The 26,304-nt window shown below is 72.7% G+C and carries 15 protein-coding genes, 1 tRNA gene and 1 other RNA gene; 14 read left to right on the top strand and 3 right to left on the bottom strand.

Going from position 1 to position 26,304, the window contains the following annotated elements:
- Positions 1 to 51: 51 nt before the first annotated feature.
- Both OVA28_RS16385 and OVA28_RS16380 read right to left on the bottom strand, forming a co-directional pair.
- Positions 52 to 615 carry a hypothetical protein gene (locus tag OVA28_RS16385; protein WP_268097704.1) on the bottom strand — a complete coding sequence of 188 codons (564 nt, stop codon included), beginning with the start codon at positions 613 to 615 and terminating at the stop codon, positions 52 to 54.
- A gap of 328 nt (positions 616 to 943) precedes the next feature.
- Positions 944 to 1,031: transfer RNA gene (locus OVA28_RS16380), tRNA-Ser, on the bottom strand.
- 122 nt (positions 1,032 to 1,153) lie between these two features.
- On the opposite strand from OVA28_RS16380, the gene pta reads away from it, so the two are divergent.
- On the top strand, positions 1,154 to 3,385 hold the full coding sequence (gene pta / locus OVA28_RS16375) for a phosphate acetyltransferase (protein WP_268097703.1): 2,232 nt from the start codon (positions 1,154 to 1,156) through the stop codon (positions 3,383 to 3,385).
- Between the two features lie 62 nt (positions 3,386 to 3,447).
- The gene (locus tag OVA28_RS16370) at positions 3,448 to 4,644 is read left to right on the top strand and encodes an acetate/propionate family kinase (protein ID WP_268097702.1); all 1,197 of its coding nucleotides are present in this window, start codon (positions 3,448 to 3,450) and stop codon (positions 4,642 to 4,644) included.
- Between the two features lie 90 nt (positions 4,645 to 4,734).
- Here OVA28_RS16370 and OVA28_RS16365 read toward each other — a convergent pair whose 3' ends face one another.
- Positions 4,735 to 5,409, bottom strand: a complete 675-nt coding sequence (locus OVA28_RS16365) for an NAD(P)H-binding protein (protein WP_194662172.1) — start codon at positions 5,407 to 5,409, stop codon at positions 4,735 to 4,737.
- A 38-nt stretch (positions 5,410 to 5,447) separates the two neighbouring features.
- On the opposite strand from OVA28_RS16365, the gene ffs reads away from it, so the two are divergent.
- The 12 genes from ffs (at position 5,448) to OVA28_RS16305 (ending at position 26,185) form a co-directional block, all read left to right on the top strand.
- An RNA gene (gene ffs, locus OVA28_RS16360) (signal recognition particle sRNA small type) lies at positions 5,448 to 5,544 on the top strand.
- A gap of 171 nt (positions 5,545 to 5,715) precedes the next feature.
- Positions 5,716 to 13,275, top strand: a complete 7,560-nt coding sequence (locus OVA28_RS16355) for a choice-of-anchor G family protein (protein WP_268097701.1) — start codon at positions 5,716 to 5,718, stop codon at positions 13,273 to 13,275.
- A 161-nt stretch (positions 13,276 to 13,436) separates the two neighbouring features.
- Positions 13,437 to 16,430: a DNA polymerase III subunit gamma and tau gene (locus OVA28_RS16350; RefSeq protein ID WP_268097700.1), complete on the top strand. Its 2,994-nt coding sequence runs from the start codon at positions 13,437 to 13,439 to the stop codon at positions 16,428 to 16,430.
- On the top strand, positions 16,430 to 17,029 hold the full coding sequence (recR, locus tag OVA28_RS16345) for a recombination mediator RecR (RefSeq protein ID WP_268097699.1): 600 nt from the start codon (positions 16,430 to 16,432) through the stop codon (positions 17,027 to 17,029). The genes OVA28_RS16350 and recR overlap by 1 nt, the downstream gene beginning before the upstream one ends.
- A 127-nt stretch (positions 17,030 to 17,156) precedes the next feature.
- Positions 17,157 to 18,422, top strand: a complete 1,266-nt coding sequence (locus OVA28_RS16340) for an aspartate kinase (protein WP_071270270.1) — start codon at positions 17,157 to 17,159, stop codon at positions 18,420 to 18,422.
- A gap of 22 nt (positions 18,423 to 18,444) precedes the next feature.
- Positions 18,445 to 19,500, top strand: coding sequence for an aspartate-semialdehyde dehydrogenase (locus tag OVA28_RS16335; protein ID WP_268097697.1), 1,056 nt, complete (start codon positions 18,445 to 18,447; stop codon positions 19,498 to 19,500).
- A 126-nt stretch (positions 19,501 to 19,626) separates the two neighbouring features.
- Positions 19,627 to 21,114, top strand: coding sequence for a malate:quinone oxidoreductase (locus OVA28_RS16330; RefSeq protein ID WP_194662165.1), 1,488 nt, complete (start codon positions 19,627 to 19,629; stop codon positions 21,112 to 21,114).
- Between the two features lie 86 nt (positions 21,115 to 21,200).
- Positions 21,201 to 22,337 (top strand): Rv2578c family radical SAM protein, encoded by a 1,137-nt coding sequence (locus OVA28_RS16325; protein ID WP_268097696.1) that lies wholly within the window; start codon positions 21,201 to 21,203, stop codon positions 22,335 to 22,337.
- A 168-nt stretch (positions 22,338 to 22,505) separates the two neighbouring features.
- Positions 22,506 to 23,735, top strand: coding sequence for a sensor histidine kinase (locus tag OVA28_RS16320; protein ID WP_268097695.1), 1,230 nt, complete (start codon positions 22,506 to 22,508; stop codon positions 23,733 to 23,735).
- Positions 23,732 to 24,865: a hypothetical protein gene (locus OVA28_RS16315; protein WP_268097694.1), complete on the top strand. Its 1,134-nt coding sequence runs from the start codon at positions 23,732 to 23,734 to the stop codon at positions 24,863 to 24,865. The genes OVA28_RS16320 and OVA28_RS16315 overlap by 4 nt, the downstream gene beginning before the upstream one ends.
- The gene (locus OVA28_RS16310; RefSeq protein ID WP_071270285.1) at positions 24,852 to 25,553 is read left to right on the top strand and encodes a DNA-binding response regulator; all 702 of its coding nucleotides are present in this window, start codon (positions 24,852 to 24,854) and stop codon (positions 25,551 to 25,553) included. Before OVA28_RS16315 ends, OVA28_RS16310 begins: the two co-directional genes overlap by 14 nt.
- Positions 25,553 to 26,185, top strand: a complete 633-nt coding sequence (locus OVA28_RS16305) for a thymidine kinase (RefSeq protein WP_194662161.1) — start codon at positions 25,553 to 25,555, stop codon at positions 26,183 to 26,185. The genes OVA28_RS16310 and OVA28_RS16305 overlap by 1 nt, the downstream gene beginning before the upstream one ends.
- Positions 26,186 to 26,304: the final 119 nt, after the last annotated feature.

The following is a 26,304-nucleotide window of genomic DNA, read 5'->3' as shown; positions in this document are numbered from 1 at the left end:
CGCGTCGGGTCGACGGCCGTGGTCAGCAGGGCTGCCGCGTGCCCGCTGTGGTCAGCAGGGCTTCCGGCGGTCGGCTGAGCGCGTCGGCAGGTAGCGCCGGGCGAAGTCCCGCGCGGGCAACGGGCGCGTGAGCTCCGTGACCTGCACACCGAGGGCGTCGACGACCCGGTCGAGCCCAGCGTCGCCCCACACGTCCGAGCGCATCCGGAAGAGGTGCCGGTCGTCGGGGCCGTACGCCACGAGGACCCGGGTGGTCCGGTCGACCGAGCTGCCGAAGGTGGTGGCGAGGACGACCCGCTCGACGCAGGACCGACCGACGGACCGCTTCGGCGACAGCACGCCGCGGACCATGACGCCGTCGTGGCTGATCCCGACGAACGCGGACCGCAGCCGGACGAAGACGACGCCGGCGGCGACGGCCAGCAGCACGACCACGGTGGCGACCAGCGCCCAGAGCCGCAGCGGGAACGAGACCCAGACGAGGGCGACCGCGAGCGGCACCGCCGAGAACACGATGCTGAGCGCGGTCGACCGCACGAGTGCGACCCGGGGACGGACCAGGACGTCGAACGTCACCGGTTCCGGACCCGCCGTCGTCGCCGTCGTCTCCCCCACGGCCGTCTCCTCGTCCCCTCGGGTGCACCCGAGGCGCGCCGTCGGGAGCGCTCCGGGACGGCGCCCCTGCCGTCTGCGTGTGCACGACGCAACCGTCCCTCGGGTGCGTCGTACCGGCAGCATAGGGGAGGGTGTGGCCGCTGCGACAGGTCTGTCCACCCTTCTGGGGGAGCACCAGGGAACCGGGGTTCAGCGTGGTCCACCGGGTGGGGGACCGTGACACGTCATCGTCGCGAAGCAGCGCCGTACCTGCTCCGGACCTGCTCCGGAACGACGAGAGCGCACGGGCCCTGGTGGACTCGTGCGCTCTCGGTCGTGCGGTTCTTCGTGGCGGAGAATGGGGGATTCGAACCCCCGAGGGCTTGCACCCAACACGCTTTCCAAGCGTGCGCCATAGGCCACTAGGCGAATTCTCCTGGTGCCGTCTCGCGATGACGACACCCCATGGTACAGGTCTTCGGGGGTGTGGACGACCACTGCCGTCCACAGGTCGATCCGTTCCCAGAGGGCACGGCAGCGGCACGGCTAGCCTGGAGCGGTGTCGACCCGCATCTACATCACGTCAGCAGAAGGACACACGGGCAAGAGCACGGTGGCGCTCGGTGTCCTCGAGACCCTCGCCCGCACGGTCGGACGCGTCGGCGTGTTCCGGCCCGTCGCCCGTTCGGTGGAGGAACCCGACTACGTGCTCGAGCTCCTGCTCCAGCACACCGCCGCCGGGCAGTCCTACGACGACGCCGTCGGTGTCACGTACGACGACGTCCACGCCGACCCCGACGCGGCACTCGCCACGATCGTCGGCCGCTTCGCCCAGGTCGAGCGCCAGTGCGACGCCGTCGTGGTCCTCGGCTCCGACTACACCGACGTCGGCAGCCCCACCGAGCTGTCCTTCAACGCCAAGGTCGCGGCCAACCTCGGTGCGCCCGTGCTCCTCGTCCTCGGTGGACGGGACTCGGCCGGACGCGCTGCCAGGACGCCTGCCGACATGGGCCAGGTCGCGGACGTCACGACGAGCGAACTCCGCGCGGCGCACGCGCAGCTGCTGGGCATCGTGGTCAACCGTGCCGACCCGGAGGCGCTGGCCGCGATCTGCGACGGTGTCTCCGCAGCCGTGCAGGACCACCACCCCGACACCCTGGTGTGGGCGATCCCCGAGGACTCGGTCCTCGTCGCGCCGACCGTGCGCGCGCTGCTCGCCGCGACGGAGGCCACGCTGGTCCGCGGCGACGACGCCCTGCTCGACCGCGAAGCCCTCGGCACGGTCGTCGCGGGCATGAGCATGGAGAACGTGCTGCCGCGGCTGATCGAGGGCGGCATCGTCGTGGTGCCGGGGGACCGCAACGACGTCCTCATCGCCACGCTCCTCGCGAACCAGTCGGACACGTTCCCGAGCCTCGCCGGCGTGATCCTCAACGGCGGGTTCGAGACCGCGCCGCAGATCACCCGGCTGCTCGAGGGCCTGTCGAGCTCGCTGCCGATCGCGAGCAGCGACCTCGGCACGTACGACACGGCACTGCGCATCACGCAGACCCGTGGGCGTCTGGCGGCCGACTCCCCGCGGAAGGCCGACCTGGCGCTGTCGCTGTTCGAGCGCCACGTGCAGGCCGACGCGCTCCTCGCCCGCCTCCAGGTCACGCCGTCGGGCGTCGTCACGCCGCTGATGTTCGAACACGGGCTGCTCGACCGGGCGCGCGAGTACGGCACGCGGATCGTGCTGCCCGAGGGCGACGACGACCGGATCCTGCGCGCGGCCTCGACCCTGCTGCAGCGGCAGGTCTGCGCGCTCACGATCCTCGGGGACCCGGCGGCGATCCGGGCGCGGGCGACGGAGCTCGGCCTCGACCTCGAGGCAGCGCAGCTCGTGTCGCCCTTCGACCCCGAGCTCCGCGAGCGCTTCGCGGAGGAGTACACCACGCTCCGCGCACACAAGGGCATGAGCATCGAGCTCGCCCGCGACACCGTCACCGACGTCTCGTACTTCGGCACGATGATGGTCCAGCTCGGGCTCGCCGACGGCATGGTGTCCGGCGCGAAGCACACGACGGCACACACCATCCGGCCGTCCTTCGAGATCATCAAGACCCGTCCGGACACGTCCATCGTGTCGAGCGTGTTCCTGATGGCGCTCGCCGACCGGGTGCTCGTCTACGGCGACTGCGCGGTCATCCCCGACCCGACGAGCGAGCAGCTGGCGGACATCGCGATCTCCTCCGCCGAGACCGCCACCCAGTTCGGCATCGAACCCCGCGTGGCGATGCTGAGCTACTCGACCGGGGACAGCGGCTCCGGAGCCGACGTCGACAAGGTCCGCGCCGGCACCGCCTTCGTGCGGGAGCGCCGACCGGACCTGCTCGTGGAGGGGCCGATCCAGTACGACGCCGCCGCCGACCCGACGGTCGCGAGCACGAAGATGCCGGACTCGCCGGTCGCCGGCCACGCGACGGTCTTCATCTTCCCGGACCTCAACACGGGCAACAACACCTACAAGGCAGTGCAGCGGTCCGCCGGTGCGGTCGCGATCGGTCCGGTGCTGCAGGGGCTCCGCAAGCCGATCAACGACCTGTCCCGCGGGGCGCTCGTCAGCGACATCGTGAACACCGTCGCGATCACGGCGATCCAGGCCGGCACCGCGCGGACGGACGGCAGCACGCCGGTCGACCCCGCCGCACCCACCGACCCCGCCGCACCCACCGACCCCGCCGCACCCACCGACACCGCCGCACCCACCGACCCCGCTGTGCCCACCCACACCGCACCCGGCGCTCGCTGAGCGCCGGACGCCACCCGAGCCTCCAGACCGGCCCCCGGGCCATGCACAGAAAGCGAGCCATCGTGACCGCCGCCCTCGTCGTGAACTCCGGATCGAGTTCGTTCAAGTACCAGCTCATCGAACTCGACGGCGAGCGCGAGCTCGCATCCGGACTCGTGGAGCGCATCGGCGAGTCGACGGGTGCGTGGAAGCACACGAACGCGCTGACGGGGGAGTCCTCGTCGAACGACTCGGCGTCGGTCCCCGACCACGCCGCCGGGTTCCAGGCGATGATCGACGCGTTCGCGAAGGTGGGGCCGTCGTTCGACGAGCACCCGCCGTCGGTCGTGGGGCACCGCGTCGTGCACGGTGGCACGGCCTTCGACGCCGCCACCATCGTCACGGACGAGGTCGAGCAGCAGATCGAGGCCCTGTCGAGCCTGGCGCCGCTGCACAACCCCGCGAACCTCGAGGGCATCCGCGCCGCGAAGCAGGTGTTCTCCGAGGTGCCGCACGTCGCCGTGTTCGACACCGCGTTCCACCAGACGATGCCGCCGCACGCGTACACGTACGCGATCCCGGCCGACCTCGCCGAGCAGCACCAGATCCGCCGCTACGGCATGCACGGCACGAGCCACAAGTACGTCTCCGAGCAGGCGGCCGTCTTCCTGGACCGCCCGCTGTCCGAGCTGAAGACGATCGTGCTGCACCTCGGCAACGGCGCGTCGGCCGCGGCGATCGACGGCGGCCGGTCGATCGAGACCTCGATGGGGCTGACGCCGCTCGAGGGCCTCGTCATGGGCACCCGGTCCGGGGACCTCGACCCGGCCGTGCTGATCCACCTGCACCGTGAGGCCGGGATGTCGTTCGACGACCTCGACACGATGCTGAACAAGCAGTCTGGGCTGCTCGGTCTGACCGGCAACGGCGACATGCGCGACGTACAGGCCGCGGCGATCGACGGCGACGAGACCGCCGAGGCAGCGCTCGCCGTCTACCGGCACCGCATCCGCCGCTACGTGGGGGCCTACACCGCGCAGCTCGGCGGGCTCGACGCCGTCGTCTTCACCGCGGGCGTCGGGGAGAACAACGCGCTGCTGCGTCGTCGGGTGCTCGCCGGGCTGGAGCACCTCGGCATCGAGATCGACAACGACCGGAACGAGCTGCACGCGAAGGACGCCCGCCTCATCTCGACGGACTCCTCGCGGGTCGCCGTGCTGGTCATCCCGACGAACGAGGAGCTCGAGATCGCCCGGCAGTCGGCGGCCGTCGCGCTGTAGTCGCGCTGTCGTCGCACCGTCGTCGCGCTGTCGTCTCGCCGTCGTCGCGCACCGGGGGCGTCGGCGTCTCGCGGGGGAGCGCCGCCCGCGTCAGCCCAGCGCCGCGAGCGCCGCCGGGATCGGCGTGTTGCCGCTCGTGACCTCGAACTGCACGCCCACCGCGGTGTCGTCGAGCAGCGCGTGCACCACGACCGCGGCGACGTCGGCGCGGGGGATCGACCCCCGGGGCACGGTGCGGCCCACGGTGACGGTGCCCTGCGGCGGGGTGTCGAGCAGCCCGCCGGGGCGCACGATCGTCCAGCGCAGGCGGCGCGCCCGGAGGTTCGCGTCGGCCTCGGCCTTGGCGCGCAGGTAGACCTGGAACACGGCGTCCTCGTCCTGCGCGGGCACCACGGCCCGGGTGGCGTCGTACGTGTCGGCGCCCATCGCGGAGATCATCACGTAGCGCTCGATGCCCGACCGCACGGCGGCGTCGGCCAGCAGCACGGCACCGTCGCGGTCGACGGAGAGCTTCCGCTCGGCCCCGCTGCCCGGTCCCGCTCCGGCGGCGAAGACCACCGCGTCGACCCCGCGCAGGCGCAGCGCCAGGTCGTCGTCGTCCAGCTGCTCGAGGTCGGCGACGATCGCCCTCGCACCGGCCTGTTCCACGTCGGCGACGTGCGCGGGGTTGCGGACGATGCTGAGCGCCTGGTGTCCGGCGTCGGTGAGCTGTCGGGCGAGGAGGAGGGCGATCTGGCCGTGTCCTCCGGCGATGGCGATCTTCATGGCGTCAATCCTGCCCCCTGTGATCCGGTAGACTTCTCGGCGGCTCCTCACGTGACGCCATCCAGGCCAACTCCCCCAGGGCGGAAACGCAGCAAGGGCAACCTGGCTCTGGCGGGTGCGTGAGGAGTCTTTTTCATGTCCGGGCGGGACATCGTCCCGATCGTGTGTGAAGATCATCCCAGGAACCACCAACCAGGGTTCCGACCACTCCCGACGAACCATCGGGAGGATCAGCCCCTCCGGCTCACCACCGGCGGGAATCCGAGGATCAGGTGGCGGGCGTGCCCGTCAGGATGAGGAACACACATGCGCAAGCACGTGTCGCTTCGTGGTACCCGAACGCACGGGACCGGCGACAGGACAGGACGGCCCTCCGCCGACGACCGACGACTGCTGCTCCGCAGCGGCGTCGTGGCCACGGTCACCGCGCTCATCGCCGCGACCGTGGCGATCCAGCCAGCGGCGGCGGCCCAGACGGACCGCACCGAGGGCGAAGGCGTCCTGCTCGGGGGATCGGGCATCGTCGACGTCGACACCCTGGCGCAGCTCGCGGGCGCCTACTCGGCACGGGGCGCGACGAGCGGTGGCGGCACCACGAGCCAGCCGCTCGACGTCACGGCCCTGAACGCGCTGAACGTCGACCTCGGGAACGACATCGACCTGCTCGGGCCGAACGGGATCCTCCGGCTCGGGGCCGCTGGGCAGTACGCCACGACGTCGGCCACCGGTGCCACGGCGTCCTCGGGGGTCATCACCGGCAACGGGGCGATCGGCGTCGGCTCCGGCACGAACGGGTCGAGCGCGACCGTGAACCTGAACCCGCTGCTCTCCCGCGTCGGGGCGGACGCATCGGTGCTCGCGGACGGGCGGCTCACCGTCGGGGCACTGGCCTCGACGATCTCCGCCGCGCGTGGCTCGACGGTCACCACCACGAGCGACTACCGGATCGCGGACGCGCAGCTCAGCCTGCAGAGCCCGGCGGTCGCGGGGCTGACCACGTCGCTCCGCAGCGACCTCCGCACGTTCTCCTCCGGCGTGAACTCGACCCTCGGGGCGAACGGCGCGCTCTCCGGCCTCACCGGGCAGCTGACGACCGGGCTCACCGGGGCGCTGTCGTCCCTCGGGGTCATCTCCCTCAACGGGACGACCGTGCGAGCGACGGTCGACCTGAACCTCGACGACACGCTGACGCAGGTCCTCGCGCAGCCGCTCACGTCCGGGGCGGTCACCCTCACCCCGTCGACGGGCGCGGTCACGGTCGACCTCGACCAGCTCACCGCGCTGAACGGCCAGCCCGCGAACACGCCGGTGCTGACGCAGCAGGCGGTGACGTCGATCAACACGGCGATCGCGGACATCCTCGGCCGCCAGCTGCCGACGGCGCTGCAGACCGCCGTGGTCAACACGATCAACTCCACGGCGATCTCGATCCGCGTCACGGCGAACGCGACGCTGCTGGGACTGCCGGTCGCACCCCTCGTCGTCAACGTGACCTCCACGCTCGGGCAGGTCCTCGGCACGACCACCGGCACCCCGGTGGTGACCGCCTCCGGCCTCGGGCTCCTCGGCTCCGCGCTGGTCCCCGTCGTCACGCCGGTCGTGACCACCACGCTCATCCCGGGCGTCCGCGCCGTCGCCGGGCCGCTCCTCACCGGGGACGCCCTCACCACGCTCGGGACCACGCTGACCGCGACGACCACCGCGGTGTCGCGCCTGCTCTCGCCCGTCGTGCTGCTGCTCCGCCAGGTGATCGACCTGACCGTGAACGCGCAGGACACCACGACCGGGTTCCGTGACCGCCGAGGGACCGACGCCGGCACCCGCAGCGTCCACGCCCTCCGCCTGTCGATCCTGCCCGGCGCAGACGTGGCGACCGTCGACCTGGCCACCTCCACCGTGCGGGCGGCAGCGATCGCACCGGTGACGATCACCGCCCCGACGGCCGACCAGTCCTTCAGCGTGCCGACGGCGACCGCCACCCGGTCGATCACGGTCAGCGGCACCGGCGACCCGGGCGCCGCGGTCGCGGTCGACCTCGGCGACGGCCGCACCGCCACGGCCACGGTCGCCGCGGACGGCACCTGGACGACCGCAGTCGGGATGGTCCCGACGGGCACCCACACGGCCACGGCCACCCAGACCGTCGGTGGCACCGCGGCCGGCACCGCGACCCAGACCTTCGAGGTCGTCGCCCAGCGGGCACTGACCATCACCACGCCGACCGCCGGGCAGACCTTCACCGTCGCCGGTGCCTCGGCCCCGGTCACCCTGACGGGCTCGGCGACGCCGAACGCCACGATCGCCGTCGACCTCGGTGACGGCCGCACCGCCACCGGCACCGCCGACGGCACGGGCGCGTGGTCCGTCACCGTTCCCGGCGTCCCCGCCGGCACCCACACGGCGAGCGTCACGCAGACCGTGGGGGACATGACGTCCGCCCCGGTCACGCGGACGTTCCGCGTGGTCCAGGCAGCGGCGCTGACCGTCACCACCCCGACCGCCGGGCAGGAGTTCCCGGCCGCCGACGCCGCAGCCACGCGCGACGTCCGCGTCTCGGGCGCCGGTCAGCCCGGTGCGACGATCGCCGTCGACGCAGGTGACGGTCGCACGGCCACCACCACCGTGGACGCCGACGGCTCCTGGTCGACCACGCTCCAGCGGGTGCCCGTCGGCGACCACACCGCACGGGTCACCCAGACGGTCGGCACCTCCACGAGCGCCGCGGTCTCCCGCGCGTTCTCGGTGACCGCTGCTCCGGCGTTGACGATCACGGCACCGGCGGACGACAGCACGATCGTGGTCGCCGACGCGTCGTCGACCACGCCGGTCACGGTCCGCGGCACTGCAGCGCCCGAGGCCCGCGTCGACGTCACGATCGGCGGCGCGTTCGTCGCCACGGTCACCGCCGACGAGGACGGCGCCTGGACCACCACCTTCCGCGGCGTCCCCGTCGGTCCCCGGACCGTCACGGCCACGCAGACGGTCGGCGACTCCACGTCCCGCCCGGTCACCTCGACCTTCGCGGTCACGGCAGGCGACCCGCTGACCATCACCGACCCGGCCGACGGCGACGTCGTCACCGTGCTCGGCCAGCGCACCGACCTGCCGGTCACCGGCACGGCGGAGGCGGGCGCCGACGTCACGGTCGACCTCGGCGGCGACCTGACGGCGACGACCACGGCGGACGACGACGGCGACTGGACGGTCACCGTCCGCGACGTCCCCGTCGGCCGGCACACCATCTCGGCCACGCAGACGGTCAACGGCACGACCTCGCCGGTCCTCGAGCAGGTCGTGACGGTCCGCACCGCCGCGCCGCTCGCCGTGACCGCCCCGACCCAGGGAGCGACGACCACGGTCGCACAGGACTCCTCGCGCATCGACGTCCCGGTCACCGGCACCGCCGAGCCCGGGGCGGCGATCAGCGTCGTCCTCGACGACCGTGACCCCGTCACCACCACGGCCACCGACGGTGGCACCTGGCGTGTGACGCTGCCGGCGGTCCGCACGGGCGACCACACCGCCTCGGTCACGCAGACCGTGGACGGCGCCACGAGCACCGCGATCGACCGCGACTTCTCCGTCGAGGCCGGTGCCGCGCTCGAGATCGACACCCCGACGGCACAGCAGGCCGTCCCCGCGGGCGGCGACCGCACGGCCGCCGTGATCGCGAGCGGTTCGGCCGAGTCCGGCGCCACCGTCACGGTGCGCTTCGACGACGGCGACCCGATCGTGGTCACCGCCGGCCCCGACGGCCGCTGGACGGCCCCGACAACCGGTGGCACCGCGCTCCCGATCGGTGCACACACCGTCACCGCGACGCAGACGGTGAACGCGACGGACGGTCCCGTCGTCAGCCGCGACTTCACCGTCGTGTCCGGCCGGGCGGTCACGATCGACACCCCGCCGACCGGCCTCCGGTTCGTGGTGGTCGACGAGGACGCCACCACGGCCGTCCGGATCACCGGCACCGCGGAGCCCGGTGCGGACGTCGTGGTCGCCGTGGGCGGCAGCCGTCTCACGACGACGGCCGACCCCGACACGGGCGACTGGGCGGTGACCGCGCGGGACCTCGCGCCCACCGGTACGTACACCGTGAACGCCACCCAGACGGTCAACGGCGTCGACACCAGCGCGCTGCCGATCACGTTCCAGGTCGTCACGGCGGCCCCGGTCCGGATCACCACGCCCGGCGCCGACGACACCACCACCGTCGCGGGCGAGGACGTCACCACCGACGTCACCGTCTCGGGCACCGCCCAGCCCGGCGCGTCCGTCACGGCGACCACCCCGGGAGCCCCGCGCCAGACCGTGACCGTCGGCGACGACGGTACGTGGGCGGTCACGTTCCCGGACCTCGCCGTCGGTGACCACCGGGTGTCGGTCACGCAGACCCTCGGCGGCGCCACCTCGGCCGCCGTCGCCCGCACCGTCACGATCACGGCCGCCGACCCGGTGACGGTCACGAGCCCGGCAGCCGACGACGTCCTGTACGTCATCGGCGACGACGGCACGCGCGACGTGACCGTCTCGGGCACCGCCGCGGCCGGCGCCCCGGTCACGGTGCGGCTCGGCGACGACGAGCTGCGCACCACCGCGGACGCCGACGGCGACTGGACGGTCACCTTCACCGGCGTGCCGGTGGGCGACCAGCCCGTCACCGCGACCCAGACGGTGGCCGGCACCACGGCCTCCAGTCCGGACCGCACGGTCTCGGTGCAGGCAGCCGGCGACGTCACCATCACGACGCCGGAGGACGGCACCCGCCTCGTCGTCGCGGACGCGAACGGCACGGCTGACGTGCGGACGGGAGGCTCGGCGCAGCCGGGCGCGTCCGTCACGGTCCGCCTCTCCGACGGGTCCACGCACACCGTCACCGCGGACGACGACGGTGCCTGGACGTGGACGTTCCAGGACCGGCCCGTCGGGGACCTGCGGGTCACCGCGACCGAGCGGTTCGCCGGCCAGACCTCGGCAGCGGGACCCGTCGCGGTCTCCGTGGTCGCCGGTGCGCGGCTGACCGTCACCGACCCGGCTGGTGCGACCCGCGTCATGGTCGCCGACGACGACGCCACCACCGACGTCGACTTCGCGGGGGCCGGCCAGCCGGGCGCCACCGTGACCGTCGACCTCGGTGCCGGGGGCTCCGCGACCGCCACCGTGCGGGGCGACGGCTCGTGGGACACGACCGTGCAGGACGTGCCGACCGGCTCGTACACCGCCTCGGTGACCCAGTCGGTGAACGGCACGACGAGCGCGGCGGTCGAACGCCCCGTGGACGTCGTGGCCGCGGCCGACCTGACGATCCGCCAGCCCGACGCCGACGAGCCGGTCACGGTCGCCGACGGCGACCAGACCACGACGGTCGTCGTCGCCGGTGACGCCCAGCCGGGCGCCACCGTGACCGTGACGGTGGACGACCGCGACCCGGTGCAGGTCACCGCGGGCACGGACGGCACCTGGACGGTCGAGGTCCCGCGTCTCGGCGTCGGCGACCACGACGTCAGCGTCACGCAGACGGTCGGCGGGTCCACCTCGACGGCACCCGTCGCCTCGACCTTCGAGGTCGTCGCCGGTGCACCCGTCCGGGTCACCGCACCGACCGCCGACGCGGAGTTCCGTGTCGGTGACGCCGGCGCCACCACCACGATCCGCGTCAGCGGGACCGCGGAGCCCGGCGCGAACGTCGTCGTGGACCTCGGTGGCGGCCGGAGCGAGTCCACGACCGTCGACCGCGACGGCCGCTGGACCGTCGACGTCACGGACGTCGGAGCCGGGGACCCGGTGGTGTCGGTGACGCAGCGCATCGGCGACACACGGTCCGCTCCGGTCACGGTGCCGGTCCACGTCGTCGTCGCCGACCCGCTCACGATCGCGGTCCCCGCGGACCAGTCGACGATCCGCGTCGCCCAGGACGACTCCACCACGACGGTCACCGCGAGCGGTGCTGCCGCTGTCGGAGCCACGGTCCGGGTCCGTCTGGACGACGGCACCGAGCGGAGCACCACCGCGACGGACGCCGGCACGTGGTCGGTCGACTTCGCCCGGGTCGGGACGGGGCGCCACACCGTGCGCGCCACCCAGACCGTCGACGGGTCGACGTCGAGCCCGGTCGCCTCGCGGTTCACCGTCGCCGGTGCCACCACCCTGGCGATCGACGCCCCCGCGGCCGGTTCCACGATCACCGTCCCCGCCGGCACCACCGGCACGGACGTGGTCGTCAACGGCACCGGGCAGCCCGGCGCCACGGTCATGGTCGTCGCCGACGGGAGCGACCCCGTCGCAGTGCCAGTCGGGACCGACGGCCGCTGGACGACCACCCTCGAGGGCCTCGACGCCGGCGCCCACCAGCTGTCGGTGACGCAGGTCGTCAACGGCACGACCTCCGACCCGGTCGGCCGCGGCTTCACCGTCGTGGTCGCCGACGCGGAGAGCATCGTCGTGACCTCGCCGGCAGCGGGCACCGTGTACCGCGTGCTCGGCGGCCCGACCGACGTGGTCGTGACGGGCACGGCAGCGGCACGCGCCGCGGTGTCCGTGACGGTCGACGGCGGCACGGCGGTCACGACCACGGCCGACACCGACGGGGCCTGGCGCGTCACGGTGCCGGGCATCGGGACCGGAGCCCACACGATCGCCGCGACGCAGACCGTCGACGGTCGGGACAGCGCTGCCCCCGAGGTCGGGTTCTCCGTGGTCGCCGCGACGCCGGTGACCGTGTCGAACCCCACCGACGGCCAGGTGTTCCCGGTCACGGGTGACACCGCGACGGTCCCGGTGAGCGGCACGGCCGAGCCCGGGGCGAGCGTCACGGTCGAGCTCGACGGACGGACGGTCACCACCGTCGCCGGCGCCGACGGCTCGTGGACGGTCACCCTCGACAACGTGTCGCCCGGCACGCAGACGGTCTCCGTGACGGAGACGGTCGGAGGTCGCACGTCCGACCCCGTGACCGTCGACGTGCGGGTCGTCATGGCCCAGCCGGACGACGTGGTGATCACCGCGCCGACCCCCGGGCAGCTGATCCCGGCCTCCGGGACCGGCCCGACGGGCTCGTTCACGGTGACCGGTCAGGCGACGCCGGGCGTCATGGTCACGGTCACCCTGTCCACCGGGCAGGTGCGCACCACCACCGCGGACGACGACGGTGACTGGAGCGTCCTGTTCGACCGGGTGCCGGAGGGGGAGTGGACCATCGGTGCGACGCAGACCGTCAACGGGGTCGACGCGCAGGCGCCGACGGTGACGATCGTGGTCCAGGCGGTGGACCCGATCGCGGTCACCTCGCCGATGCCGGGACAGCACCAGACCGCCGGTGATGAGGGCTGGGTCGACTGGACCGTCACCGGGACCGCCGAGCCCGGCGCGACCGTCACGGTCTGGGCGGGCGACGGGACCCCGGTCACGACGACCGCCGACGCGGACGGCTCTTGGTCGGTCGTGCTCCGGCTGCCCGTCGGTACGCACCGGCTGAACGCGACGCAGACGATCCGTGGCGTCACGTCTGCCCCGCAGGTGCGGACCGTCATGGTCGACGCCGCGGTCGCGGGCCAGCCGACCGAGCCGGGTCAGCCGGGAACGCCCGGCCAACCGGGCACGCCGGGTCAGCCGGGCACGCCCGGTCAGCCGGGTACGCCCGGGTTCCCGGGCACGGGTGGCACCGGAGGCACCGGTCTGCCGGGCTCCGGGGTGGGTGGCGGCACCGCTGGCGGCACCACCGGCCAGGGCACGCGAGGCGGTGACCTCGCCTTCACCGGCGCGGACGTCGCCCCGCTCGCCGCGGCCGCCGGCGGCCTGGTGGTCCTCGGGTTCCTGCTGCTCGGGCTGTCGCGCCTGGCACGCGGTGTCCGCCGCCGCCGGAGCTGACCGCTCGTCCTCCAGCGCGCCTCCCGTCCGTCGTCCTGACGGCCGGGAGGCGCGCTGCCGTTCCCGGGTCCCGTCACCCTCCGCCGGTGGCGGCTCCAGGGCCGCGGGCAGCCTGTGGAGAGCGGCCTCCGGGTGTCGGCCGTCCCGGCTACCCTTGTCGCGTGGTCACCGCCCTGTATCGCCGTTACCGGCCTGAGAACTTCGCCGAGCTCATCGGGCAGTCGCAGGTCACCGACCCGCTCCGCACGGCGCTCCGCACCAACCGCGTCAACCACGCGTACCTGTTCAGCGGACCGCGCGGCTGCGGCAAGACGACGTCGGCGCGCATCCTGGCGCGCTGCCTGAACTGCGCTGAAGGCCCCACCGACACCCCCTGCGGTGTCTGCCCGAGCTGCGTCGAGCTGGCGCGCGGCGGCAGCGGCTCGCTCGACGTCATCGAGATCGACGCCGCCAGCCACAACGGGGTCGACGACGCCCGCGACCTCCGCGACCGCGCCGTGTTCGCCCCCGCGCGCGACCGCTACAAGATCTTCATCCTCGACGAGGCCCACATGGTCACGCCGCAGGGCTTCAACGCGCTGCTCAAGCTGGTCGAGGAACCGCCGGAGCACGTCAAGTTCATCTTCGCCACCACCGAACCCGAGAAGGTCATCGGGACGATCCGGTCGCGCACCCACCACTACCCGTTCCGGCTCGTCCCGCCCGCGGCGATGCTCGAGTACGTCGAGCAGCTCTGCACGCAGGAGTCCGTGACCGTGGCACCCGGGGTGCTGCCCCTCGTCGTCCGGGCTGGCGGCGGGTCCGTCCGCGACACCCTCTCCCTGCTCGACCAGCTCATCGCCGGCAGCGAGGACGGAGCGCTCCGCTACGAGCGTGCCGTGGCCCTGCTCGGGTACACCGACAGCGCGCTCCTCGACGACGTCGTCGACGCGCTCGCCGTCGCCGACCCGGGCTCGGCGTTCGCCACCGTCGACCGGGTCGTCCAGACCGGGCAGGACCCCCGCCGCTTCGTCGAGGACCTGCTCGAGCGCCTCCGCGACCTCATCGTCGTCGCCGCGACGAACGAGAGCGCCGGGGCGGTCCTGCGCGGGGTCTCACCCGAGGAGCTCGACACCATGTCCCGGCAGGCCGGCGTGTTCGGCGCGACCGGGCTGTCCCGTGGCGCGGACATCGCGAACCGGGCACTCACCGACATGACGGGGGCGACGTCCCCGCGGCTGCACCTCGAGCTGATGGTCGCGCGGATGCTCGTGCCGGAAGCCGACGACTCCCAGCGCGGGGCGCTCGCGCGGGTCGAGCGGCTCGAACGCCGGGTCGGGGTCGGCGACGCGGGTGGCCACAGCGGTGGTCCCGCGGTGCTCGAGTCCGCTCCGCCAGCTGCCGCGCCGGTCCGTGGCGCGGGGTCGTCGGTGCCGGCCTCGTCCGTGCCGGCCTCGTCGGTGCCGGCCTCGTCCGCGATGCAGCCGGTCCGGCAGTCCGAGCCCGTGTCGACGTCCACCAGCAGCGCGCCCGACACGGTCGGGGTGCCGTCCGGGTCCTCGTCCGCCGCCGGGTCCTCGTCAGGTGCGCCGTCGTCTGGTGTGTCGTCCGCTGCGTCGTCGTCCGGTGACGCTGCGGACGCGGCTCCCGCAGCTGCATCGGCAGCGCAGGACGCGGCCGCCTCGTGGGCCGCGGTTGCTCCGGGCAGCGCGGACTCGTCGGGGTCGTCTGGGTCGTCTGGGTCATCTGGGTCGTCGGCGCCATCCGGCTCGTCGTCGACGCCGGGCACCGACGCGTCTCCGACCTCCGAGTCCACCGGTCGCACGGGCTCCGCCGGTTCCGCGCCGAGCGAGCACGCCTCGTCGTCGTCCACCGGTCAGGGCACCGTCATCGGTTCCGAGCCGGCTGTGCGTCCGATCGCGCCGGTCGGGCTCCAGCAGATGCGCGACGCCTGGACGCAGGTCCTCGACCACGTGCAGCACGCCAAGCGCTCCGCCTGGACCGTCGTCGTCACGGCACAGGTGACCGCACTGCGCGACGACGTCCTGACGCTGACGTTCCCGAGCCAGCAGGACGTCGCCTCGTTCAAGGAGATGGCCGACCCCGCCACCAGTGTCAGCGAACTCGTCCGCGCGGCGATCCTCGACGTGCTCGGGTTCCGGGTGAAGTTCGTCGCACGCGGACCCGGCGGCGCCGGCGGCCCCGGACAGCAGCGTCCGGCCGAGCCCCCGCGTGACCAGCCCGTCGCGGCAGCGCAGCGTTCCGCGCCGGCCCAGGCGGCACCGGCACCGAGCCCTGCAGCGGCGTCCGCGCCGGCGCCGACGACCTCGGCTCAGCGGGCCCCGGTCGAGCAGGTCCCGGTCGACCAGGCTCCGGTCGAACAGACACCGGAGCGACCGGCATCCGCCCAGCAGGCGCCGTCCGCACCGGCGGCCACCGCACCGGCGTCCCCGCCTCAGCAGGAGGCACCGCGCAGCGCGCCCGAGCAGCCTGCGCAGCAGCAGCAGGCCGAGCCCCGGCCCTCCACGCCGCCGCAGGTCGAGTCCAGCCCGGCCGTCGAGCAGGCGCCGGTGTCGAACGCCCCCGTGACCGAGTGGGCGGTCGCGACGATCCCGTCCACCGACCCGAGCACCGGCGCCGTGCCCGAGGGCGTCGAGCCGGCCTGGGGAGCACCCTTCGGGTCGACCGGGCCCTCGGACACCGTCGCCCCGACGACCACCACCGCTCCGGACACCGCGGCACCGACCCGCGCCAGCTCCGCGGACGCGGTGCCCGCGTCCGGCTCGTCCGCGTCCGGCACCCGCGACGGACAGCGGGCCTCGGCGGGTTCCCCTGGCGCAGCGCCCGGGGCGGACGTCCCCGTCGACGACTACCCGATGGACGACGGCCCCTTCGACGACGGCCCCTACGACGACGGCGCCCCGTTCCCCGACCCCGGCTTCGGCGGGCGCGCAGCGGGACCGGCACCCACGCAGCAGGCGCCCACGCGATCGGCACCCGCGCAGCCGGCGTCGGCTCCCGCACAGCAGGCCCCGACGCAGCAGGCGCCGGCACGGCAGGCTCCGGCCCAGCAGCCGCGTCGAGCACCCGTCCCCGGACGCTACGGCGAGGCCGTGGTGCGTGAGATCCTCGGCGCGCAGTTCATCGAGGAGACCACCCTGAGCGAAGGCAGCTGATGTACGACGGCATCGTCCAGGACCTCATCGACGAGTTCGGTCGTCTCCCCGGCATCGGCCCCAAGTCGGCGCAACGGATCGCCTTCCACATCCTGCAGAACGAGTCGTTCGACCCCGCCCGGCTCGCCGAGCTCCTCGCCGACGTCAAGGAACGGGTCCGGTTCTGCGAGGTCTGCGGCAACGTGACCGAGTCGGTGCGCTGCAGCATCTGCCGCGACCTCCGCCGCCAGCCCCAGACCATCTGCGTGGTCGAGGAAGCGAAGGACGTCGCCGCGATCGAGCGCACCCGCGAGTTCCGCGGGCTGTACCACGTGCTCGGCGGGGCGATCAGCCCGATCGACGGCGTCGGCCCGGACGACCTCCGGATCCAGCAGCTCATGACGCGACTGGCCGACGGCACCGTGGACGAGGTCATCATCGCGACCGACCCCAACCTCGAGGGAGAGGCCACCGCGACCTACCTCAGCCGACTCCTCGTGCCGATGGGCATCAGGACGACCCGCCTGGCGTCCGGCCTGCCCGTCGGTGGCGACCTGGAGTACGCGGACGAGGTCACCCTCGGCCGTGCGTTCGAGGGCCGGCGCGTCGTCGGCGGCTGACCAGCCGGCTCCGTCACGCACGATCGTTGCGCGGACACCCGCTCGCACGCAACATCCCCGAAACACCGTCTACGATTGTCGTCAGCCGCGCCCGTCGCGGACCACCTCGTCCCAGGAGTACCCGCCCGTGGCCTTGATCGTGCAGAAGTTCGGTGGATCCTCCGTCGCGGACGCGGAGAGCATCAAGCGCGTGGCGAAGCGGATCGTCGAGACGAAGAAGGCCGGCAACGACGTCGTCGTGGCGGTCTCGGCGATGGGCGACACCACCGACGAGCTCGTCGACCTCGCGCACCAGGTCACGCCGATCCCCGCCGGCCGCGAGCTCGACATGCTCCTGACCGCGGGGGAGCGCATCTCGATGGCGCTGCTCGCGATGGCGATCAAGAGCCAGGGCGTCGAAGCTTCGTCCTACACCGGCAGCCAGGCGGGCATGCTCACCGACGCCCAGCACGGCAAGGCCCGCATCGTCGACGTCACCCCGAAGCGCGTGCGCGAGGCCCTCGACGCCGGCCACGTGGCGATCGTCGCCGGGTTCCAGGGCTTCAACCGCACGACGGGCGAGATCACCACGCTCGGCCGTGGCGGATCCGACACGACCGCCGTCGCCCTCGCGGCCGCCCTCGACGCCGACATCTGCGAGATCTACACCGACGTCGACGGCATCTTCTCCGCCGACCCCCGCATCGTGCCCAAGGCGCGCAAGATCGACCGCATCACGAGCGAGGAGATGCTCGAGCTCGCGGCGTCCGGCGCCAAGGTCCTCTACATCCGAGCCGTCGAGTACGCCAGGCGGCACGGCGTCACCCTCCACGTCCGTTCGTCGTTCTCCAACGCCGAGGGCACCATCGTCTACAACCCTGCGAAGGGGGAAACCGTGGAAGAACCGATCATCACCGGCATCGCCGGAGACCTCTCCGAGGGCAAGATCACCGTCGTCGGCGTGCCCGACCAGCCCGGCAAGGCAGCGGAGATCTTCACGATCGTGGCCCGTGCCGGCGCGAACATCGACATGATCGTGCAGAACGTGTCGGCGGCCTCGACCGGTCGCACCGACATCTCCTTCACGCTGCCGAAGGACCAGGGCCAGAACGTCCTGACCGCGCTCGGCGTCGCGAAGGCGGACATCGGCTTCGAGAGCATCCAGTACGACGACCAGATCGGCAAGCTCGCCCTGGTCGGTGCTGGCATGCGCACGAACGCCGGCGTGTCCGCGGAGCTCTTCCGCGCGCTGCACCAGGCGTCGATCAACATCGAGATGATCTCCACGTCGGAGATCCGCATCTCGGTCGTCACCCGCGCCGACACCCTGAACGAGGCCATGCGCGTCGTGCACGAGGCCTTCGGCCTCGACGCCGACAGCGAGGCCGTCGTCTACGCCGGCACCGGCCGCTGACCCGCACCACCAGGAGCCACCCATGACCCGAGAACTCACCGTCGCCGTCGTCGGCGCCACCGGCCAGGTCGGCGCCGTGATGCGTCGCCTGCTCGAGGAGCGCGACTTCCCGGCCACCACCGTCCGCTTCTTCGCGAGTGCCCGGTCCGCCGGTACGACCCTGTCCTTCCGCGGGCAGGACATCGTGGTCGAGGACAGCGAGACCGCCGACCCGTCGGGCATCGACATCGCACTGTTCTCGGCCGGGGCCACCGCGTCCCGTGCGCTCGCGCCGCGGTTCGCCGCCGCCGGCGCCCTGGTGATCGACAACTCGAGCGCCTGGCGCATGGACCCCGACGTGCCGCTCGTCGTCAGCGAGGTCAACCCGCACGCCATCGACGCCGCGGGCAAGGGCATCGTCGCGAACCCGAACTGCACGACGATGGCGATCATGCCGGTGCTCAAGGTCCTCGACACCGAGGCCGGGCTGCAGCGCCTGGTCGCCACCACCTACCAGGCGGTCTCCGGCAGCGGGCTCGCCGGCGTCGAGGAGCTGCTCGGCCAGGCCCGTGCCGCACTCGACCAGGACACCGCGGCGCTCACCCAGGACGGCAGCGCCGTGCGCTTCCCCGAACCGGTCAAGTACGTCCGTCCGATCGCCTTCGACGTCATCCCGCTCGCCGGCAGCATCGTCGACGACGGCCTCGGCGAGACCGACGAGGAGAAGAAGCTCCGCAACGAGAGCCGGAAGATCCTCGAGCTCCCCGACCTGCTCGTCGCCGGCACCTGCGTCCGGGTCCCGGTCTTCACCGGCCACTCGATCTCCGTGCACGCCGAGTTCGCCCGGCCGCTGTCGCCGGAGCGCGCCACCGAGCTCCTCGCCGCGGCGCCGGGCGTCGAGCTGTCCGACGTGCCGACCCCGCTGCAGGCCGCCGGGCAGGACCCGACGTTCGTCGGGCGCATCCGCGCCGACCAGTCCGCTCCGGAGGGCCACGGCCTGGTCCTGTTCGTCAGCAACGACAACCTGCGGAAGGGCGCGGCGCTGAACGCCGTGCAGATCGCCGAGGTCGTGGTCGCGCGACGCGCGGTCGCCGCCTGACGGACGCACCCCCCCCCCTGACGGACGGGAGGCCCGGTGCCAGCTGGCACCGGGCCTCCCGTCCGTCATCGCGGAACCGTCTCGGTCACCCGCCGCGCTGTCAGCACCCGACGCTAGGATCGTCTGGTGGCAGTGAAGCAGGTGGACCCGATCGACGTCGTCCTCATCGGGGGCGGCATCATGAGCGCCACGTTGGGCGCCCTCATCCACCGGCTGGAGCCGTCATGGAAGATCCGGGTGTACGAGCGCCTCGGCAGCGTCGCGCAGGAGAGCTCGAACCCGTGGAACAACGCGGGCACGGGGCACTCCGCACTCTGTGAGCTGAACTACACGCCGGAGCTGCCCGACGGCCGCGTGGAGATCACGAAGGCCGTCAACGTCAACGAGCAGTTCCAGGTCTCGCGGCAGTTCTGGTCGTTCCTCGTCGAGACCGGCACGCTGCCCGACCCGTCCAACTTCATCAACCCGACGCCGCACATCTCCTTCGTCTGGGGTGCGGACAACGTCGCCTACATGCGCGCTCGGTACGAGGCCATGAAGGACCACCCCCTGTTCGCCGGGCTCGAGTTCAGCGACGACGCCGAGCAGATCCGCAAGTGGGCCCCGGCGCTCATCCCGGGCCGCAAGAAGGACCAGCCGATCGCGGCGACCTACTCGGCCGCCGGGTCGGACGTCGACTTCGGGTCGCTCACCCGGCAGCTCTTCGACCAGCTCGAGGTCGACGGCGTCGAGTTCGAGCCAAGTCACCGCGTGCGGAACATCAGCCGCGGCAAGGAGTTCGACGGCTGGGCGCTCGACGTCGTGAACGAGGTCGGCCGGTCCCCGCAGAAGATCGCGGCGAAGTTCGTCTTCGTCGGCGCGGGCGGTGGGGCCCTGCAGCTGCTGCAGAAGTCCGGCATCCCGGAGATCCGCGGCTACGGCGGGTTCCCGGTGTCGGGGGAGTTCCTCCGCACCGACGACCCCGAGGTCGTCCAGAAGCACGCGGCGAAGGTCTACGGCAAGGCGAGCGTCGGCGCCCCGCCGATGTCCGTGCCGCACCTCGACACCCGCATCGTCGACGGCAAGGCCTCGCTGATGTTCGGCCCGTACGCCGGCTTCAGCCCCAAGTTCCTCAAGCAGGGATCGGTGCTCGACCTGTTCCGGTCCATCCGTCCGCACAACCTGCGCCCGATGCTCAGCGTCGCGTTCTCGAACTTCGACCTGCTGCGGTACCTGATCGGGCAGCTGCTCGCGTCGAAGTCGACGAAGTTCGACGCGCTGCGCGACTTCATGCCGAGCGCCGAACCCGAGCACTGGCACAAGATCATCGCCGGGCAGCGCGTGCAGGTCATCAAGCCGGACAAGGACAAGGGCGGCGTCCTGCAGTTCGGGACCGAGGTCATCACGGCAGCGGACGGCTCCATCGCCGGGCTGCTCGGTGCGTCGCCCGGGGCATCGACCGCGGTGCCGATCATGCTCGGACTGCTGCGGAAGTGCTTCCCCGACCGCTGGGACCGCTGGGAAGACGCGGTCCGCGTGATGGTCCCGACGTACGGCAAGGACCTCGGCGCGGACGCGGCACTCGCCGACGAGACCCTCGGCCGCACGGCCGCGGTGCTCGGCCTGCACCACTGACGGGTCCCGGCGTGCCCTGACCCGCTCCGGGTTGCGCTGACCCGACTCGGGTTGCGCCGTGTTCGAACGTGTGTTCGAATGGCGCCATGCGATGGAACGGGCAGGCGATCGACGCGTCGCTCAGTGACGCCCTGCCGGGGCTCGAGTCGAACAGCGGGTTCGTGCGGAGCGTCACGACGCCGGAGTTCGCGGGGGTCACCTTCCACGAGGTCCTGGCGAAGTCCGCACTGAACCGGGTCAACGGGGTGCAGGGGGACACCTGGGGGATGACGATCAACCCCTACCGCGGCTGCAGCCACGCCTGCGTGTACTGCTTCGCCCGGCCCACGCACACGTACCTGGAGTTCGACGCCGGCGCCGACTTCGACCAGCAGATCGTCGTGAAGACCAACGTCGCAGATGTCCTGCGTCGTGAACTGGCGAAGCCGAGCTGGGACCGCCACCCGGTCGCGCTCGGCACCAACACCGACCCCTACCAGCGGGCCGAGGGCCGGTACCGCCTGATGCCCGGCATCATCGAGGCCCTGGCCGAGTCCGGCACCCCGTTCAGCATCCTGACGAAGGGCACGCTGCTCCGTCGGGACATCCCGCTCCTGGTCGAGGCCGCGCGCACCGTGCCGGTCGACGTGGCGATGTCCATCGCCGTGTACGACGACGACCTGCAGCAGTCCGTCGAGCCGGGCACCCCGACGACCTCGGCGCGTCTCGCGACGGTCCGTGCAGTGGTCGACGCCGGCCTGCCGTGCTCGGTGTTCCTGATGCCGGTGCTGCCGTACGTCACGGACACCATCGCCCACCTCGACGACGCGATCGGTCGCGCGGCGGCGGCCGGTGCCACGAGCCTGATGTACTCGGCCCTGCACCTGAAGCCCGGAGTCAAGCCCTGGTACATGGAGTGGCTGGCGCGCACGCACCCGGACCTCGTGTCCCGCTACCGCGCAATGTACCTCGACAACACGTACGCGCCGAAGGACTACCGCCGGTGGCTCGCCGAGCGCATCCGGCCGATCATGCGGGCGCACGGCGTCGGACTCGGCCGGGTGGACCCGGCAACGGGCTCCATGGGGTTCTCCGACGGCCCGACGGACGTCCGACCGGTCGCGCTCGGCGTCGAGGGCCCCGGCAGCGACCGGGAGGCCGGCGTCTCACCGCTGAAGCGTGCCGACCCCGGGTGGGACCGCCGCCGCACCGGGATCTCGAACGGCGTGCCGACGCTGTTCTGACGCCGGTCCGGGGCGCAGTCCAGCACACCTTCGGGGGACATCCAACGTCAGACCCCTGCCGCTATCATCGAAGCAGTCGTCATCCGGTACCCGATCCGGGGTACACGACCGCGTCGATGGTGGTTGGATCGTGGGCGGCGCTCCCTGGCTCCCGGAAGGAGACGCACCGTGCTCGGCATCCCCACGCATCTCGCTCCGCGAGTGAACGCGTGGTCGACCGTGCGGGCCTTCCACGCCGCCGCGGTCGGGTCGCTGCTGGCCGCCGCGGTGACGCTCCTGCTCTTCGTCCTGACCGACACCGACGTGCGGGTGGTGGGAGCGCTGGTCGCCCTGCTGCCGATGCTCGGGATGATCGGCGTCCACGTGCAGTTCGGCACGTGGCGCTCCGCGATCGCCTTCCTGCTCGTCGGCGGGGTCTGCGTCTGGTGGTTCTCGGTCGTCGTGCAGCGGGACATCGCGGTGCCGTGGGTGACGTCGTACCTGCTCTCGCTCGTGGTCGTGCCGCTCGTGTTGGTCGGCGGCGCCGGTGCGGTCCCCGGTCGTGTGGTCCTGTGGTCCGTCGGCGGGTTCGCCGTCGGGCGGATCGCGACGGGCATCGCCAGCGCGCAGACCGGCGGGCCCGGACACCCGCTCGTGCTCGCGTGGATGACGCTGGCGTTCGTCGCCGGCATCGTCCTGGTCGGTGGACGCAGCACCGCCCGGTCGCAGCGCGTCCAGCCCGAGCTCCTGCGTTCCGCGCGAGAGGAGCACGTGTCCGCGTACCGCGCCGGCGTCGAGTCCGAGGCCTCCGCGATCCTGCACGACACCGTCCTGAACCACCTGGGGGCGATCGCCCTCGCGCCCGACGGCCCGATGGACGAGCAGCTGGCCCGGACGGTGGACGCCGACTTCGCGATGCTCACCGGCAAGGCCTGGCTGGCGAGCGAGCAGCACGACGCCGGTGACAGCGCCGCGGTCGACGCCTTCGACCATGTGGTCGAGGAACACCGGGCCGAGGGGCTGCACGTCCTGGTCACGGGGGACCCCGCGGCGCTCGCCCGACTCGAGTCCCCGTCCCTGACCGCGCTCGTCCGGGCTGTCGGTGCCTGCCTGGCGAACGTCCGGAAGCACGCCGGCACCGACTCCGCTGAGGTGAGCGTGTTCGACGACGGTGCCGCCTGCACCGTGATGGTCGTCGACGACGGCCGCGGCTTCGACGAGCAGCAGACCGGCGCCGACCGGATGGGCCTGCGCAACTCCGTCCGCGAGCGCATCGGTCGTGTCGGCGGTGACGTCCAGGTGTGGACGTCGCCCGGCAGCGGCACGAGCGTGATGATGTCCGTGCCGTACGCCACTGCCCCGAGTCCCGTGCGGGTCATCGGCCACGGCGACACCGACGGCCTGCAGGAGTCCGCGTGAGGGGCACCAGGACCGCGCAGCAGTACGACCCGCTCGGCGCGATGGGGTCGCGGCCACTCGCCGTCGGCCTCGGTGCCGTGGGGGTGCTCTGGGCGATCGTCGTGTCGGTCTTCGACCGTGACGTCCTCGGCAGTCCCACCCTCAGCGCCGTCGCGGTGCTCCTGGTCGCGGCGTCCACCGCCGTCGTGATCGTCGCGTCCAGTCCCTTCCTCGCGCCGTTCCCGCGCTGGGCCTTCGTCGCACACGTCGCGCTGCTCGGCACCGCCGTCGTCGCGAGCGTCGCCGCGCAGTGGGGCCCCGACCGCAACGCGCTGAACGACTTCATGTCCCTGCTGACCGCCACCGGGATCGTGATGGTCGCGCCGTACCGGCCGTGGCTCGACCTCGTCGTGGGCGGCCTGGTGCTCGCAGCCGTCGACGCCGTGACCTGGGGAGTCGCGGCGACCGTCTTCCCGCACGCGGTGCCCGTCGCGGTGTCGGCGTTCCTGGCCGCCGCCCCGACCCTCGTGCTGACGGTCGCCGCCGTGGTCTTCGCGTGGACGTTCGCAGGCCTCGCCGAACGCGTGCAGATCCGCGCGGGGTCGTACTCCGTCGAGCGTGCCGAGCGCGACGGCATCGCGGAGAGCGTCCAGCAGGACCGCTCCTCGATCCTCGCCGAGGACGTCGCGCCGTTCTTCGCCGAGCTCCGCACCCGCGAGACGATCACCGACGCCGACCGGGCCCGAGCACGCTCGATCGCCGACGGCATCCGCCGCGTGATGGTCGCTGACGCCGACCGCACCTGGCTGCAGCAGGCGGTCCGCGCCGAGGGCGGGGCAGCGGCCACGATCAACGACCCCGACGGGCTCATCGCCGCGCTCGACGCCGACCAGCGCACCGTCGTCCGGACGTTCCTGCGTGCCGTGCTCCGAGCCTCCACCGTCGACCCGGCCGGCTTCCACGCCACGGTCGCGCGCCGACCCGACGACCGTGTCGACGTCACGTTCGAGGCCGTGGTGGCCGACTCCGACGTCGGCATCCACCGTGCCTTCGACCCCTACCTCGCCGTCCTCCGCGTGACGTTCCCGGACCTCGACGTCGCCGTCCGTCCGTCCGCCCTCGCATTAAGGTTCTCCTATGACCAGCACTGACCCGAACAGGCTCTCGGAGGGCATGCCAGCCCTGCCGAACCCCGGATCGCGCCGTGTACGACTGGCCATCCTCGACGACCACGAGGTCCTGCTCGACAGCCTCTCCAGCTGGATCGCCGTGAACGCCTTCGACTTCGACCTGGCCCTCACCGCGCACACCTGGCTCGAGATGGTCCACAGCGACAGCTTCCCGACCGACCTGGTGTTCCTCGACTTCCAGCTCAAGGAACCCGTCTCGATCGAAGCCCGCGTGCGCACCTGCCGTGCCGCCGGCGCGAAGGTCGTCGTGCTCTCGAGCCTCGACACCCGCGAGTCCCGCGACCGAGCCCTCGCAGCCGGCGCCTCGGCGTTCCTGTCGAAGTCGCTGCCGATGCGCGAGGTCATGGACGTCGCCCGTGACGTCATGGGCGTCGCCCGCGAGACCCCGCCACAGCGCGAGTGGCGTCCGCTGCCGACCGGGGCGACGGCGCACCAGCGGCCCAAGCTCAGCCACGGCGAAGAAGAAGCCCTGCGGCTCTACGTGTCCGGGTACTCCACGAACGAGGTCGCCGCGCAGATGAACGTCCAGTACGAGACCGCCAAGACCTACCTGCGCCGCGTGCGCGAGAAGTACGCCAAGGTCGGTCGTCCGGCGTCGAAGAAGTCCGACCTGATCCGTCGTGCGGCGGAGGACGGCTTCCTCTCCTAGTGGCCAAGCTCTACTTCCGCTACGGGGCCATGAACAGCGGCAAGAGCACGGGCCTGCTGCAGGCTGCGTACAACTACGAGGAACGCGGCCAGCGGGTGCTCCTCGCCAAGCCCGGCGTCGACACGAAGGGCGACCGTGAGATCGTCTCCCGGCTCGGGGTCACGCGGCAGGTCGACGTCGTGTTCGCCGCCGAGGACGACGTCCGCACCGCCGTGGCCGCGGCCGGAGCCGTCGATCCAGCCTCCGCCGAGCTCGACGGCATGGTCCGCCCGGTGAGCTGCGTGCTCGTCGACGAGGCCCAGTTCCTCACGCCGCACCAGGTCGACGACCTGCTGCGCATCGCGGTGCTCGACGACGTCCCCGTGATCGCCTACGGCATCCGCACGGACTTCCGCACCGAGGCCTTCCCGGGCAGCCGACGCCTGCTGGAGCTCGCGCACTCGCTCGAGGAGCTCAAGACCATCTGCCGCTGCGGCCGCAAGGCGGTCTTCAACGCCCGCAAGGTCGACGGCGCCTTCGTGTTCGACGGCTCGCAGGTGGCCATCGACGGCGTCGACGTCGAGTACGAGTCCCTCTGCGCCAACTGCTACCTCACGGAATCGGGCGGTCGCCTCGACGGCGACCTCGGCTGACCGGTAGCGCCACGCCTCCGCGTCCCGGACGGGAGGCTCGGTGCCGGACCGGTGCCGAGCCTCCCGTCCGTCGTCGTGCGCGTCCGCCGCGGAATGTCGGCGCGGCACCGCGCGTTCCA

The sequence above is a fragment of the Curtobacterium sp. SL109 genome (assembly GCF_026672405.1).
Lineage (GTDB): Bacteria > Actinomycetota > Actinomycetes > Actinomycetales > Microbacteriaceae > Curtobacterium.
Note: the sequence above shows the minus strand (reverse complement) of the source record. Positions and strands in the feature narration are given on the sequence as shown.